The sequence below is a fragment of the Catonella morbi ATCC 51271 genome (assembly GCF_000160035.2).
Classification (GTDB): domain Bacteria; phylum Bacillota; class Clostridia; order Lachnospirales; family Lachnospiraceae; genus Catonella; species Catonella morbi.
In genome coordinates, this window is sequence record NZ_KI535369.1 from 310,900 (window position 1) to 325,557 (window position 14,658).

The following is a 14,658-nucleotide window of genomic DNA, read 5'->3' on the forward strand; positions in this document are numbered from 1 at the left end:
GCATTTGTTCCCTTAGTTAAATGGATATAACAATAGCCTCCTAAGCTGTAGTTGTGGGTTCGATTCCCGCAGGGAACATCCATTTTAAGCGGTAATGAAGATAAAATCATTGCCGTTTTTTTCATGCAAAAACAGCATTTTCGATGACAGGTTTGTCAGCGAGAAGCAGAATACCAGAATGATTTTGTCAGCGAAAATAATGACTTGTCATCAGACCAAATTTTTCAAACTGTCACCAACAGGGATTTCGTTAAAGCAGTAATAAATATGAAAAAGGTATTAATGATGAGAAAGCTTTAGACAAGCTATATGATTCCTATATGAAAAATGATTCTGTAAGTTTGTTACATGAGGAATTTGACATAATAATTGATGGCTTAAGAAAACAGGGACAGAGAAACGATTTGCCTTATGCTAGGAAAGAAATCGATGAGTCTGTAAATATAGTAGGCAATATTGCAGGCAAGGTTAATGTAGTTGAAAGAGAAAATAAAAAAGGGGAAACATTCAAGGTTGTAAATTTCTCTGTTGTATCAAATGATAGTCTAGGCAATAAAATATATCACAATTGTTCTGCTTATGGAGAAAAGGGAGATATTCCTAAATACTTTAAGCCGGGAGATTTTGTAAAGCTATTCGGTCAAGTCAGGATTTCTGTTGATGGTAATGGAAAGGAACATAGGAATGTAAATATACTTTCATTAAAGCTCTTAAAGGCTAAGGAACAAAATAAGGAGATAACTGCTATATCAGAAAAAGAGAAGCTTAATAATGGCATTATGGGAAGGGAAAAAACAGAGAGAGAGTCTGTAAAAGATGCTATTAAGAAGTATAAGGGTAAAGATAATGGAATGCCACAGTCCAGGAAAGAAATAATAAAGGAAATGAAAGATAAATATCTTATTGATTAGTTAATCACAGTCAACTTATATACAGTAATTGATTGCTTGACAATAAAAATGAGATGATGATATTCTTAGGATAATATAACTACTTGGAAAAGTACTTCAAACATAGGGGGATTTCAATGAAGGAATTCACAATTGGAGATCTTATAGAGTATCAGACAAAGAAAAAAAGTGTAAGTATTGATAAGCTGGTTGAAGGTCTATGCTCTACTACATCACTTAAACGTCTTATTAATGGAGATACCAGACAAAGCTTTTTTCTGGTTGAAAGAATATTGGAGAGGCTGGGTGTGTCCGTAAACAAGGTTTCTCTTTTACATAATGAAAATGATGACAGATTATTCATTATGAGGGAAATGATAAGCAAACTATTAGCTGATAGAGCCTATACTAAAGCAGAATTTATCTTAACAGAATATAAAGAAATTGCTGATTTAAGCAATCCGCTTCAGTTACAGTATGTCATTGAGGCAGAGGGAGTAATTCAGCTTGAATGCTATGAAAAACATGATGAAGCTTTGGAGCTGTTTAATAAAGCTCAAAAGATCATATTGGGTAAATTTGAAATGGATAAGCTGCATGAGTTTGTGCTGGGTGAAGAGGAAATAATATTGCTGATGCTTATACTTAATGAAGAAATGAAGGTTAAGAATAAAAATATAAGCATTTATGCGAGGCAGTTATTAGATTATGTAGAAAAACAGTTCGAGGATGAAGAAGTAAAAACAAATATTTACAGCAAACTGGCATGGATAATGGGTGAAAGTGCTATAAGAAATAAAAAGTACGAAGATGCTTTGGAATTTACCCTAAACGGAATTGATGCTTTGACAGATAACGGTTTACTGCTGCATTTGCCACAATTCTTAGACAGACTTTTATTCCTGACAAAGGACAGGGATGAGAATATGTACAGGTCGTGGAAGAAAAAAAGAGATGCCCTAAAGGAACTTTATTTAGAATATAATGAGCCGTGGGAGGCAGAAGATATTAGGCTTTGGGAAACTTATAGACAAAACAGCGTATATCTGATATCAGAATTTTTAAAAGATGAAAGAGATTTGGCTGAGTATACCCAAGAAGAACTTGCAGAAGCCGTAGGAATAGATATTAAAACCATATCTAGGATAGAAAATGGTAAGTCAACCCCTAAAAAAGGCACATTTACATCCATAAAAGAGCACTTTGATATTGAGATAGAAAGCTTTCAGACAAGGCTTACAGTTGATAATTTATCTTTACTTGAAATGGAAAGAGATATCTCGAGGTTATCATCTAAACACAGATATGAAGAAGCTGAAAGTCTGTTTAAGTCTTTAAAGAAACAGCTTTCTATGGAGAGTAGGATAAACAGGCAGTATGTGGCATTTATGGAGGAACTTTTTGATAATGTATTAAAAAGAAAGCCTACAGAAGAGGTATTAGCTAATTTAGAAAAGGCATTTTTAATAACAAGAACGGATAAACATCTTGAGAATCTGGGGAAATTTGTAACTACAGATTTAGAGGCTAAGATAGTAAATATGATGTCTATATGTTATAAACAGATTGGTAATATAAACAAGAGTGTTGAATTACTGGAAAATGCGATAAAAGGGTATGAGAGAAGTAAAATAGATGAAAAAAGGCATGAAATTCCTTTTGTATTGTTATGTACTAACTTATGTGGGAATTATGAGGAAATTGGTAGATTTGAAGAATCAATCAGTATAGCTGATAAAACTATTAAAAACCTTATTAGCTGTCAAAGAGGGGATGAACTGGGATTTTTGGTTGAAGAGAAGACTTATACAACTGATAGAATGACAGGAAATAATGAAAATAGTAAGGAAAAATATAAGCAAAGTTATCAGCTATTTGAGCTAATGAAGGCTGGAGAAAAAGAAAAAGCCCCAGTTAAGAGGGCTTATATGAAATGGTACGGAGAAGAAATATGTAAGAATTAATATACATTAGTATCTTTTAGTGCATCAGGTATAGAAAATGGCTTGAAATATGTTTTCATATAAGATTTATTTATTTTAGTTTTTAGATTAAAACCAACGGTACTTGACAAAAATCCGAACAACATTAAAGTTAAAACAACATTTCTAAAATTTTTTTTTCATAATGAAAATCTCCATAAATTTGATGAGGAAATCATATTTATGAAAGAATACAATTATTTGAATGCGAGAACTATGTCTCAAATAACAGCATTCCTCTATAAATGGGAAAAAGGAATGTTTGTTAACTATGCTGAACTGATACAATATATTGGCTTTCTTGCTCAAGAAGTGTGTATAAATAATTCTGCTGTAAATGTTTATAACAGACCAGTAAAACAAATGAATTTTAATTTTTGGTTGCCAATAATGAAACAAAATGATATTTATGAAGAGTATATACCATTTTATGGAATTCTTACCGGTAAAGAATCGGAATCAGCTTCAATACAGAGAAAAACAATTTAGCAAAATCAGTTTTTGGTATGTCGTTTAATGTAACTATCTGATAGAATACTTATATCAATTTAGTATATAAGCTGTTTATCCAATACTATATACCGAATATATTATAAAATAAGTGAGGATATAGCCAATGAAAAATGAAGCAAATAATAATTTAAGCTTAAAAATGTACAAGAAAGGCTCAAAATGGTGGAAAGCTATCATTCTGACAATTCTTTCAGGGCTTGAAACCCCATTTAACACAGGAACCTACGCTCTGTTCTTCTGGCTGATACAGGAACAGAGGTTAGAGTGGCTGCTTCCGTTTGTCGGTATCTATGTGGCATCATATGCAATTCTTTTATGGATAGGCAAGCAGGCGATTAAGGCTGCAAATAATTATAAGGCACAGGTAATAACTGATATTAAAATGGCCTGTGTTAAAAACGCAATTGCAGAAGGAGTTGACTCCGGTACGGCTATTTCATTTATAGACAATGACTTAAAGCTTGTTATGGCAAACTATTTTGACAATATAATAAAAATAACAAAAAGTTCTGCCGTGGTAGTATTTACCATCATACTTACCTTTAGCAGCAACTGGATATTTGCACTTATTTACCTTGTAATAGGCCTGCTTCCAATGGGGCTTGGCAGCATATTGGGAAGAAAGACTGCGGAGATGACAAACCAGTATACTGAGAGTATAAGCAAAACTACGGTGCTTATAAAAGATGTGATCAAAAACAGTGGAACTATAATTAATTATAACAGAATTGCAGACACTGTTAAAAAACTTTTTGCCTCAATATCAAAGAGTGAGAAGGACTTTGCAGATAGAAACAATGAGATGGAATTTACCGGCCTTTATATGAACATTGTGTATATTGTGGTGAATATTATTCCTATTGCAATAGGTATATATATGGGAATTAAAGGCTATATTACTATACCAGCCTTTATTGCGGTTCAGTATTCAAGCGGCTGGATAGTGGGCTCTTTGGGACAGATAGCAGGTCTTATGGCTGTGCTTAAATCAACTGAGCCAATCAGAGAAAATATAATGAAGTTTAGTGATGTTGATGTAGTAAATGAAAATGAAGCTGAGGATGTAAAGAAAATTGAATTTAAAGAGGTGGATTTCGCTTATAATGAGGACAAAGAGATACTTAAGAAATTTTCTTTTAAGGCGGAAAACGGCAGTAAAATTCTTATACAGGGTGAGAGTGGAAGCGGCAAGAGTACCATACTTAAGCTTATAAGCGGAGAACTTAAACCTGACTCAGGAAAGGTGCTGTTAAATGACAAAGAGTTAAAGTACAGAAGACTTGGCTTTATATCACAAAATCCTGCGGTATTTAATGAAACTCTAAGATATAATATTACTCTTGGAAAAGACTTTACTGAGGCAGAAATAAATAAAGCTATAGAACAGGCAGGGCTTGCAGAATTTACTCGTGAAAATGGTCTTGACTATGCAATTGAAGATGAGGGCGGCAATATTTCAGGAGGTCAGAAACAGAGAATAGAAATAGCAAGAGCCCTGCTCTATAACTGCTCGGTGCTTCTTGTAGATGAGGGAACTTCAGCCCTTGATAAGAATACAGCTGATAAAATACATGAAACCATTATGAGTCTTAATAAGACAGTTGTAGAAGTAGCACATCACATCCCAGATGAAGTAAGGGCAAGATTTGATACTATACTTGAATTAGGATAATATTGTATAGAATTTTCTATATGAAGATTCATCTGTATTCAAACACCTCCTCCACTCTCATCCCAAGAAACTTAGCAATCTTCATAGCATACAGCAGATTGGGAATAGCCCTGCCTTTTTCAATATTTATCAGAGTACGGACATTTATATCGGCTCCTTCAGCGACCTGCCGCTGAGTCAAACCGAGACCTATCCGTACTTCTTTTAGTCTGCATACAACTGTTTCTGTATTAATAACCATATTCTCCATTCATACACTGCTCTCCTGCCCTTATTATGATAAAACCCTTCCAAAAATCTTAAAAGAGCAGCTTTCCGTAATGGGTATAGGAGGATAATCCTTATTAAGCGAAACAAGGTAGGCTCCTCTCCTGTTATTCTGAAATTTTTTCACATAAGCATTTCCATCAAAATAAAAGATGCCTATCTCGCCATTTTCAAGCCATTCAGTCTGCTCAATCCATATAAGCTCCCTGTTATGGTAAAGGGGTTCCATACTGTCTCCGCTTATATATACCCCAAAGTCAGCCTTTTCAGGAATATCGGCAGATGAGTACATTTCATAGTCTTCACTGTCTAAAAAAGAACCGTTACCTGCGGATACGGCTTCATAATATACCTTTCTCTCCCTTATGACATTAATCGGAATAACCTCTCCCATCCTGTAATCACTGCTCTTTTCAAGTAGGCGGGTATATTCAAGTACCTTATCCACGCCTTCTTTACTTCTTTATTCAGGCTGTGGAAAAGCTGGTGCGGGATGGCATTTATAAGTAAGTGTGACAAGAAATTCAGTGTTATATATAGAGTAAAGTGTGATAATGGAACTAAGTGACAGAAATCAGAAGGTTTTAATACCTTAAAAGAGGCAGAAGCAAGAAAAAAGGAAATTGAATATAAAAAGTCAGTGGGATGGTTTATAATCCCTAAATGTACACAGCTGATAGAGGATGCCTTTTATAATAAGAAAAACATCAATCCGGATATGAAGGAATAGATGGGAGAAATCAAAGAGAATGAAAATAAGGTAACAATTCCTGAAGGAGTGGATGCGAAACTTCTGATGAAGGTACTTGGCAACCCGGAAATGGCAGCCCTGATTACAAGCCTTGCTAAGACTATGCAGGTGATGCATCTGTTATATTTAAGGGTTTTATGGTAAAATGCTAAATAATGCAATGAATTTAGAAATTGATAATCTGATTAGAAGATAATTATAATATAACAGAAAGATGGTTATTATGGAAATAAAAGACTTAATAGGAGAAGCAACAGAATATGACAAGAAACAACAGCTTGAAGTAAAGAAGCCTAAAAGCTGGTGTAAAAGTGTAAGTGCATTTGCAAATACTCTTGGCGGTTCATTGATTTTTGGCATTTCTGACAGTGGAGAAGTTTTAGGCTTAGATGATGCCGAGGGAGATGCCGAAAGGATTAGTGAAACTATAAAAAGCAGGTTAGATCCTATTCCGGAATTTAAACTGCAGTTTCATAATGAAAAGGGTAAAACGCTCATAGTCTTGGATATTTTCAAAGGAGAAGATACTCCATATTATTATTCAGGTGATGGTGTGCTTGAAGCATATGTACGCATGGGAAATGAAAGTGTTAAAGCAACATCTACGGAGTTAAAACGCCTAGTTATGCGTGGAAAGAATACGTCTTATGATTCACAAATTTCAGCATATAGAGTTGATGACTTTGCATTTTCAAAGCTTAGAGAAAGATATAAAAAATGGACAGGCAACAGCTTTGATGATAAAGAACTTGTTTCATTTGGGTTGGCTGATGAGCGCGGATACCTTACTAATACCGGCGCTTTGATTGCTGATGAATGTCCTATCCGCTGTTCCAGGCTATTTTGCACAAGATGGAACGGACTAAATAAAAGCGGTGGCACAATTGATGCTCTGGATGATGCAGAGTACGAAGGGAGCATTATATCTCTTATTGAAAATGGCGAGAATTTCATAAAGCGTAATTCTAAGATGATGTGGAGAAAAACTGCAAATTCTAGAGAAGAAATGCCTGAATATGTAGAACGAAGTTATCACGAGGCATTGATCAATGGGCTTGGACACAGAGATTACTTAATAAACGGAAGTGAAGTACATATTGATATTTATGATGACCGGATGGAGATTTATTCGCCGGGAGGAATGCCAGATGGCTCCATAATTCAAGAAAGAGATCCACTTACGGTGCCATCAACCCGAAGAAATCCTGTACTTGCTGATGTACTTAACAGGCTTGGTTATATGGAGCGTAAGGGAAGTGGATTTGGTAAAATAATAAGCGGATATGAGTTTCAGAAAAATTATACAGAGAACAAGAAGCCGACATTTCGTTCAGACAGATACCAATTCACTGTGATAATGCCTAATTTGAATTATGACACTCAGGATGGCACTCAGGATGGCACTCAGGATGGCACTCAGAAAAATGAAGGGACACGGATAATAGAGCTAATACGAAATGATAGTAAAATTAGTACAGAAAAGATTGCTGAACAATTGGGAATCAGTATAAGAACTGTTAAACGCCGCATAAAAGAATTGAACAATGTTAAGTTTATTGGCCGAGGCTCTAATGGTCATTGGGAGATTATAGAAAAAAATAATGGTCAAACCCCTATCGACATCCGACCTGATTAACGCTATAATGTATTTAATCTAATAAGAAAACAGAGCAATCATTGTTGCAAGCTTTTTGACAATGGTAGCCATAGGTATGAACTCTATGTTACTGAATAGTTATATCCTCCGGGTGCTTCGGGCACCGGACAAGCACCGTCAGGCACTTTTACAAGGAATAAAACAGGTTTTTTTATTTTGACAGAGAATGACAGGAAAGTTAGAAAACAAGCTACTTTCACCCACTTATGTTGACAGATAATTTTAGCAAATTACAGTACCAACTTTAGCTCCTAAGCTTAGCCCGGGGTTCGATTCCCGCAGGGAACATACATTTTAAGCGGTAATGACGATAAGGTTATTACCGTTTTTTCATGCAAAAACTTATATTTATGATTTAGCACTTCGGCTGGCACCTGGAATGACAGCCGGATGTCCCTCAAGGTGTCCACCAAGAGAAGGTATTTTGATACAGTTATGATGAATAGTTTAAACTTTGCAACAGGTTGTTGTAAAGTTAGTGGTAAAAGAATTGCTATTAAAATGGAAAACAATGATAAGCTTTATGGTGATGATATTATTTTAACCTATAAAGACAAAATCGTAAAAATCCTTATGATAAGCAATGAAAATTATAAAATCAAAAATATACTTATAAAAACAAGGAGATTGAGATGAATTTAAAAAGTAATAATTATCCAACCATTGAATATGAAAAAGGAGAAGAAATTTTTTTGTCACCAGAGGAAATTAATAGTTCTTTTTACTTTGATGTTGAAGAGGAATTAACCTCAAATGATGAAGCTATGGCGATTGTAGCCTCTATGATAGATGAAGTGGATACATTAGTAGAAGCAGCTAAAGATTTTTTGAAAAATACATTATCGAATGAGGAAAATGAATACTATGGCACTGTTGCATATTTTATGGAATTTCATAGAGATGAAATGGATGCTGATACGGTATTGGAGCTGTTTCCTTCAAGTAATGTTGATACAATAACATTTATAGAAATGGTAGATTTTTTAAAAATGATACGTTTTGGTAGCTTAATTGATAATAAAACAAACCAGCAAGCTTTTATTATGGATTTAAGCTTTAATCCGGAATTAACAGATGAACTGATGGTTATTTATTTTAATTTAGAAAAACAGGTATTTTATGTAACACATGAAAGCTGATCTAAATAAAAAATAGATAACAGTCATCATATAATATTTCAAAAAACAGTAAATCAAATTGGTTTACTGTTTTTTGTTGCAAAAAAACAGAAAAGAAAGTACATGAACAATAGCATAACTTAATACCCATACCCATAATTGCTGAATTACCGGCTTGCACTGGGTAAAATTGTATCATATTGAATTACGAAAGGCAAAAAAATTTTGACCTGCAAGCTTTAAGTGTTAAAATCGTACTTAGTATATGAAGGAGTGATTAGTGTATGGAAAAGAAGTCAGATAGCAAGTTGATTGCACTATATCAATCCAGATCTGAAATTGCAATTTCTGAAACAAAAAGTATGTATGGAAGGCTTATTTATTCTGTTGCACATGACCTTCTTAAGAATAATTCTGATGCAGAAGAATGTGAGAATGACACCTACTTAGGATTATGGAAGTCAATACCGCCTGCAGAACCTAAAAACTTTAAAGCATTTTGTCTTAAGATAACAAGAAACCTTGCCATAAAAAAACTTGATTATTATCGGGCAGAGAAGCGGGACTTTGCTAAAACAATATATTATGAGGATGTATTAAATGAAGTTTCTGATTTAGAACTTCATCTAAGTGATGACAAAGAATCTGATTTGTCACAATGTATAGATGAGTTTCTTCACAGGCTTGATAAGAAAAAGAAGATAATCTTTGTTTTAAGGTACTGGCAGTTGATGAGTGTAAAAGAAATTACAGAAGAGTGCGGAATGTCAAAAAGTCAGGTAGAAACTATACTTTGCAGAATCAGAAAGCAATTAAGGAACTGGTTGATAGAAAGGAAGTTTTATCATGAATGAACATAAATTTCTCAATGCTGTGGGAAATATCAGTGATGAATATTTATTGGAGGCATTGTCTTATTGTGAAAGAAAAAAGATGGTTAAAAATTTTAGCAAAGCAGCTGCAGCTATTTTGTTAGCAATAATTATTACAGGACTATCACTTAATGTGTTTATGCCGATATATGCAAGAAATCTTCCTTTTGTCGGAAATGCGTTTGCTTTTATCCAAGACAGGCTTCATACAGGTGGTGCATACTCGAACTATGCCTTTAAGATAGGAGACAAAGTTACCGATAATGGTCTAACTATTACAATGTCGGAAGCATACTGCGATGGTGTTAATTTATATGTAAGCTTTGTTATAGAAAGTGGAACTGCTTTTGATACATGGATAACAGATGAATATATAAAAAGCCAGTTAAACTATGATGGAACAATGTATATTGAAAGCAGTGAGGGACGAAAGCCACTGAATGATTCCGGTTTAACCGGTTTGGAAGGCAAGTTTACAGATGCTTTTACTTTTGTGGGTGTAAAATCTTTTTCGTTAAGTGGGGCTGTTTTTCCGGATAAGTTTATGCTTGATATGAAAATAAACTCTGTAAGCTTAATTACCGGAAAGGCCGACACAGAGTATGTAAAAGGGGATTGGCATTTTGCTCCGTCAATAAATGTAAATTCGGGTGATGTTGTAACTTATGAAATTAATAAAGAGGCAAAAGGTCATACTATTGATAAGGTTGTTGTAACTCCAATCTATGTAACAATATACACTTCTTATCCTGATATTTATGGTGACACAACAAGTTATGAAGTCCGGGCTTATACAGATGGATATGCTGATGAAGATATATCAAGTCAGGGAGAATATGGTCGTACTTCCGGTATCACCCAGATTCCAAGAATCCGCGTGAATAATGACCTGCATATATATGTGGTAAACAGCCCTACTTTAGGTGAGGACGGTTTATCCTGCGGGACACAAAAGGTATCAAAAGAACATGCCATAGTTTCAGCTGATATTACTATAGATAAATAGAGGATTGTAAATGAATGTAATACGAATTACCTGCTAATACTGATAATTCATCCGACTATTTCAATTCTGTAAATCTGAAAAAGAGGATGGATAGTAATACAACAATAGCAGGAACAGGCCATATTAATCATATTCAATAAAATATAATAAACTTATGGTAGATAAAGTAATATACCCGGTATAGTAGGCTTTAATAAGCTATTATACCGGGTATATATTTATTATATGAATATTTCAAGACGTAAAATTACCAGGTTTTATAAAATTGATATTTTACCCATGAAGTATTCTTTAGAAGATTTTTGTAAATATCTGTAAGGGCTTCCATTGCTTTATCATAATCAATTCTGTCACAGTCACGAAGAACATATTGGTTCTGCATAATTTCATATGCCTTGCGGACATCCTTGTTATTCATTGAATTTGTAAAGAAAACAAAATCTGAAGGCAATACATCAGGAATGCCGTCAAGACGATTGCGTTCCTCGGCAATACGAATGTCCAGCAATTTTTTCATCAGTCCGGTATCTGAAAGCAGTTTTGTGTTTATAAATAACGACAAGGTCATAAATATGTTTTGCCGCCTCAAATGCCCTGTGTGGTTCAGAAGCCTTACGAACATAAGCTTCTGCAGCAAAAAGTTTATCTATAAATACCCTTTCCATGGAAATTGTCATAATGGAAAATGGTCCCACATCATATTCTAATCTCCTGTCATTTTGTGTACGGCTGCAGTTCCTTGTATCAACTGACAGGTCTATATCTTCAGAAAAACGGTTTGTAGTCTTTAATGCTTTATATAGAGCTGTTCCTCCTTTGAAATATGCAGGAAGTCCATTACTTTGCTTTTCTGCAAGTTCTTTGAGTATTAATGACACATAATAATCTTTTTCAAGGACATCACTTCGATATCCGGTTTGTGTATGAATAGTGTCAATAAGCACACGAAAGGCTTCTTTATCAAGATGGAGTTTCATAGTGCATAACCTCCTTCTCCTGCTGTATGTGCAAGCTGAATTACTGTGTTTTTATTGTAGTAACGGTCTGCTAAGAACAGAAGCTTTTCATATTGCAGTTTAAGTTTGTGTATGTGGTTAGCAATAACAGAATACGGATGCTCTGCATCAATGGGAGCTTTATCCAAAAGTTCAAGTACGTCAAGCATCTGCAAATATGATTTATTCTCAGCAGTAATCTCTGCTTTTGGAGGACGGATTGTTACGCCCAATTTCTTATCCATGCGAGTACAATCTTTTGCCATATTAGTGGCAATAACACGCTCTTTTGGCATTTGTGTTGCAAGCCCTATATCATGAAGAAGGGCAAAGCCGGTCTCATATCCTTTGTCTGGTAGCAAATACTTATCAGCTATCAGGTTCTCTTTGTTGATTCCTCTTTCTCCAAACGGAGTGGTAACTGTTCTGAAATAAATCCCTTTCTGGTAAAATCTGAGTTCAGGAATTGTTTTAGAATCCATGATGCGTTTCATTGCCACAGCAGCAGCTGCTACAGCATCTTTATCTTTCAAATTAAATTTTTCTGCTAATGAAGCAGCAATTATCTTTGTATATATTGGCATTTCATTGGAAAATAATAAGATAGCACAGGTAGAAGAAAATTTTATGAAATTAATGTGCATTTCAAGGCGCTAAAGAGTGTGCTAATAAAAGATTTCAAAGAACCAAAGCACCATATATCTGGCGCTTTGGATGACGCTTTGGTACAAAGGATAATTGAAGAAAAGTTGAGGGCTTTTATCATTATGGTTTTAGGACTGATTCTGGTAATCAACAAAAATCATCTTTTATTTTGACATATAAAATTAAACAAGGTAAGTGAAATTTAAACGAGAAGGTTAAGCCAAAAGTTGAGGAGTGGTGAAATTATATAATAAAAATAATGGTCAAAATCCCGATAACTTTAAAAAGACCGTGGGAGTTTCAGCTACAAGAGAGTACCTGGAAAAGATTTATTATAAACATTCATAGATATCACTTTAGACTTTCGGAACATTATAAAAATGATTTAAAATTCTCCTTGACTTGGAGTTAGCTCCAAGGTATATACTACGGTTAAATACTTCAGGTATTTATTCATTATTTTTGAAGGGAGGTACTTTATTTGAAAATCAAAGACGTCGTTGAATTAACCGGAACCACAGCTGATACATTACGTTACTATGAAAAAATAGGTATATTGCAAATTGAAAGAAAAAATGGTGTACGTTCCTTTTCGGAGAAAAATTTAGAGCAAATTCACTTGATTTCACGACTGAAAGAGGCGGGTTTTCTGCTCAAAGAAATTGTTTTTTTGTTTACGTTTGATGATGTCATCGAAAGTCCCTTGTGCTTGAGCTCAAAGGATAAACAGGTTTTAACGGGTGTAAAAGATCTTATCTTTACTAAGTTTAACATGACTCGTGAAAAAATAGGCCGAATGCAGGAAAGCGTTAAAACTCTGGAGAAAATGCACTCCAAGTTAGTGGATGCACTTCAAAGTGGGAAAATGGAGGGATATAACAAATGAAGAAAATACTTTTTAAAGCGTTATTGAGTATATATGCAATTCTAACCCTGTTAGTGGTAATATCAGATTTGAGTGTTAATCCATTCAATCTTGCTCATTTATTCTTTTTTATAGGATGCGCAATGCTTGTTGTCGTAGCATTCTTAAAAACTTCTCATTTACTTGTGCTTTTAATAGCGGGATTGGCTTGTATGCATATTGCAGCTATTATTGCCGGTCAGATAAATGGTTTCCACTTATCTCATCATATAGTAAGAGCAGCTGTTTCCCTGACGTTGGTATTGATGTTCCTTCGAATAAAATCTTAAAGTTGCAGCCCCGGCTTATCACAAAATTGCCTCATAAAATACAAAATGATAACCAAGAACTAACCGCAGGCTAATCAAAGACTAACCGTGCATCTCTTTTTTCCATTTCAAGGTGTGATATTATTATGATAGATAAATGAAATAACAAATCTCAAGCAGTCCTCTTTTGCAAAAGAATAAAGGCAAAGAATCAGGCGTCAGCCTATCACTAAATGGTGGTGGGTATGGCGCTTTTATGTGAGTAGTATATAGTATGTTAGAAAGTGACTTGGTAAAATGGTTAAAATGAATAATTTATAATGGCTAGAGAAGAGTTTGACTTGCCATAAACAATTTGACAATTGATAGGGGGGAGAAATGATGAAAATAAGTGTTCAAAAATCTTATTTGGATTGGGATTTAAATAATGCTTTAAATAGTACATTTTATAAGTGACAAAAAATGTCACTTATGATGTCACTTATGGAAATGAGTTAAATTCGACCGAAAGGTACGTACTTGCAATTTTAAAAGAAAACTCTGAGATTTCAAGAGATGAAATAGCTAGTAAGATATCTAAAACAATAAGAACTGTACAACGGGCTTTAGTATCGCTGACAGAAAAAGGCTATATAAAGCGAATTGGAGCAAAACGAAATTCAACTTGGGATGTAATAAGGTAGGACAGACAGAAGAAAATTTAATGGAATCAGTGTGCATTTCAAGGCACTAAAGAGTGCACTAATAGAAAGTTCCAAAGCACCAAAGCGCCATATATCTGACGCTTTGGTGCAAAGAATAATTGAAGAACTGAAATCCAACCCTGCAATTTCTCAGAAAGAAATATCAGAAATAGGTGGCAAGCGCTATGGTCACTGGCAGATTATGAAATAGATTTATATTTAAGCATACCAAGAGCTCTCAACAGTAAAAAGTTGAGGGTTTTATCATTATAGTTGTAGGGCTGATTCTGGTAATCAACAAAAATCTTCTTGGATTTTGACAGATAAAATTAAACAAGGTTTAAACGAGAAAAGAAAACTAAAAATCATATAAAGCCCGAAAGAATGGGAATTTTTTCTTGTTTAACTACAGCAAAACAAAGAAATTTAAACGA

The 14,658-nt window shown here is 34.4% G+C and carries 17 protein-coding genes, 1 tRNA gene and 1 pseudogene; 14 read left to right on the plus strand and 5 right to left on the minus strand.

What is annotated here, in order from left to right; genetic code table 11:
• Positions 1 to 6: 6 nt before the first annotated feature.
• The 5 genes and pseudogenes from GCWU000282_RS12070 to GCWU000282_RS12090 all read left to right on the plus strand — a co-directional run bounded on the left by GCWU000282_RS12070 (position 7) and on the right by GCWU000282_RS12090 (position 5,057).
• Positions 7 to 78, plus strand: a tRNA-Arg gene (locus GCWU000282_RS12070).
• A gap of 126 nt (positions 79 to 204) precedes the next feature.
• Positions 205 to 911, plus strand: a pseudogene (locus GCWU000282_RS12075) (DNA-binding protein).
• 116 nt (positions 912 to 1,027) lie between these two features.
• Entirely contained in the window at positions 1,028 to 2,854 is a 1,827-nt protein-coding gene (locus GCWU000282_RS12080) for a helix-turn-helix transcriptional regulator (protein ID WP_023355418.1), read from the plus strand.
• A gap of 201 nt (positions 2,855 to 3,055) precedes the next feature.
• On the plus strand, positions 3,056 to 3,361 hold the full coding sequence (locus GCWU000282_RS12085) for a hypothetical protein (protein WP_023355420.1): 306 nt from the start codon (positions 3,056 to 3,058) through the stop codon (positions 3,359 to 3,361).
• A 127-nt stretch (positions 3,362 to 3,488) separates the two neighbouring features.
• Complete coding sequence (locus tag GCWU000282_RS12090) at positions 3,489 to 5,057, plus strand: ATP-binding cassette domain-containing protein (protein ID WP_023355421.1); 1,569 nt, start codon at positions 3,489 to 3,491, stop codon at positions 5,055 to 5,057.
• A 28-nt stretch (positions 5,058 to 5,085) separates the two neighbouring features.
• On the opposite strand, the gene GCWU000282_RS12095 is transcribed toward GCWU000282_RS12090, so the two are convergent.
• Entirely contained in the window at positions 5,086 to 5,307 is a 222-nt protein-coding gene (locus GCWU000282_RS12095) for a helix-turn-helix transcriptional regulator (protein WP_023355422.1), read from the minus strand.
• Between the two features lie 24 nt (positions 5,308 to 5,331).
• Positions 5,332 to 5,772 carry a S24 family peptidase gene (locus tag GCWU000282_RS12100; protein WP_023355423.1) on the minus strand — a complete coding sequence of 147 codons (441 nt, stop codon included), beginning with the start codon at positions 5,770 to 5,772 and terminating at the stop codon, positions 5,332 to 5,334.
• Between the two features lie 282 nt (positions 5,773 to 6,054).
• Here GCWU000282_RS12100 and GCWU000282_RS16840 point away from each other — a divergent pair, with 282 nt between their 5' ends.
• The 6 genes from GCWU000282_RS16840 to GCWU000282_RS12125 all read left to right on the plus strand — a co-directional run bounded on the left by GCWU000282_RS16840 (position 6,055) and on the right by GCWU000282_RS12125 (position 10,728).
• Positions 6,055 to 6,219 (plus strand): hypothetical protein, encoded by a 165-nt coding sequence (locus tag GCWU000282_RS16840; protein WP_023355424.1) that lies wholly within the window; start codon positions 6,055 to 6,057, stop codon positions 6,217 to 6,219.
• Positions 6,220 to 6,298: 79 nt separating this feature from the next.
• Complete coding sequence (locus GCWU000282_RS12105; RefSeq protein ID WP_035040703.1) at positions 6,299 to 7,711, plus strand: ATP-binding protein; 1,413 nt, start codon at positions 6,299 to 6,301, stop codon at positions 7,709 to 7,711.
• Positions 7,712 to 8,134: 423 nt separating this feature from the next.
• Positions 8,135 to 8,368 (plus strand): hypothetical protein, encoded by a 234-nt coding sequence (locus GCWU000282_RS12110; RefSeq protein WP_156913149.1) that lies wholly within the window; start codon positions 8,135 to 8,137, stop codon positions 8,366 to 8,368.
• On the plus strand, positions 8,365 to 8,871 hold the full coding sequence (locus GCWU000282_RS12115) for a DUF2004 domain-containing protein (RefSeq protein ID WP_023355428.1): 507 nt from the start codon (positions 8,365 to 8,367) through the stop codon (positions 8,869 to 8,871). The genes GCWU000282_RS12110 and GCWU000282_RS12115 overlap by 4 nt, the downstream gene beginning before the upstream one ends.
• A gap of 263 nt (positions 8,872 to 9,134) precedes the next feature.
• Positions 9,135 to 9,704 (plus strand): RNA polymerase sigma factor, encoded by a 570-nt coding sequence (locus GCWU000282_RS12120; RefSeq protein WP_023355429.1) that lies wholly within the window; start codon positions 9,135 to 9,137, stop codon positions 9,702 to 9,704.
• Complete coding sequence (locus GCWU000282_RS12125; protein ID WP_023355430.1) at positions 9,697 to 10,728, plus strand: DUF4179 domain-containing protein; 1,032 nt, start codon at positions 9,697 to 9,699, stop codon at positions 10,726 to 10,728. Before GCWU000282_RS12120 ends, GCWU000282_RS12125 begins: the two co-directional genes overlap by 8 nt.
• Before the next feature lie 247 nt (positions 10,729 to 10,975).
• Here the strand turns inward: GCWU000282_RS12125 and GCWU000282_RS12130 are convergent, their stop codons facing one another.
• Genes GCWU000282_RS12130 through GCWU000282_RS12140 form a run of 3 tightly spaced genes read right to left on the minus strand, consistent with a single transcriptional unit; the run spans position 10,976 to position 12,256 of the window.
• Entirely contained in the window at positions 10,976 to 11,245 is a 270-nt protein-coding gene (locus GCWU000282_RS12130) for a hypothetical protein (protein ID WP_156913150.1), read from the minus strand.
• Positions 11,196 to 11,705, minus strand: coding sequence for a nucleotidyl transferase AbiEii/AbiGii toxin family protein (locus GCWU000282_RS16050; RefSeq protein WP_023355432.1), 510 nt, complete (start codon positions 11,703 to 11,705; stop codon positions 11,196 to 11,198). The genes GCWU000282_RS12130 and GCWU000282_RS16050 overlap by 50 nt, the downstream gene beginning before the upstream one ends.
• Entirely contained in the window at positions 11,702 to 12,256 is a 555-nt protein-coding gene (locus GCWU000282_RS12140; protein ID WP_156913151.1) for a hypothetical protein, read from the minus strand. Before GCWU000282_RS12140 ends, GCWU000282_RS16050 begins: the two co-directional genes overlap by 4 nt.
• Positions 12,257 to 12,849: 593 nt before the next feature.
• Here GCWU000282_RS12140 and GCWU000282_RS16055 point away from each other — a divergent pair.
• The 3 genes from GCWU000282_RS16055 (at position 12,850) to GCWU000282_RS17670 (ending at position 14,224) form a co-directional block, all read left to right on the plus strand.
• Positions 12,850 to 13,254: a MerR family transcriptional regulator gene (locus tag GCWU000282_RS16055; RefSeq protein WP_023355435.1), complete on the plus strand. Its 405-nt coding sequence runs from the start codon at positions 12,850 to 12,852 to the stop codon at positions 13,252 to 13,254.
• The gene (locus tag GCWU000282_RS12155; protein WP_023355436.1) at positions 13,251 to 13,562 is read left to right on the plus strand and encodes a hypothetical protein; all 312 of its coding nucleotides are present in this window, start codon (positions 13,251 to 13,253) and stop codon (positions 13,560 to 13,562) included. The genes GCWU000282_RS16055 and GCWU000282_RS12155 overlap by 4 nt, the downstream gene beginning before the upstream one ends.
• Positions 13,563 to 13,993: 431 nt before the next feature.
• The gene (locus GCWU000282_RS17670) at positions 13,994 to 14,224 is read left to right on the plus strand and encodes a winged helix-turn-helix transcriptional regulator (RefSeq protein ID WP_023355437.1); all 231 of its coding nucleotides are present in this window, start codon (positions 13,994 to 13,996) and stop codon (positions 14,222 to 14,224) included.
• Positions 14,225 to 14,658: the final 434 nt, after the last annotated feature.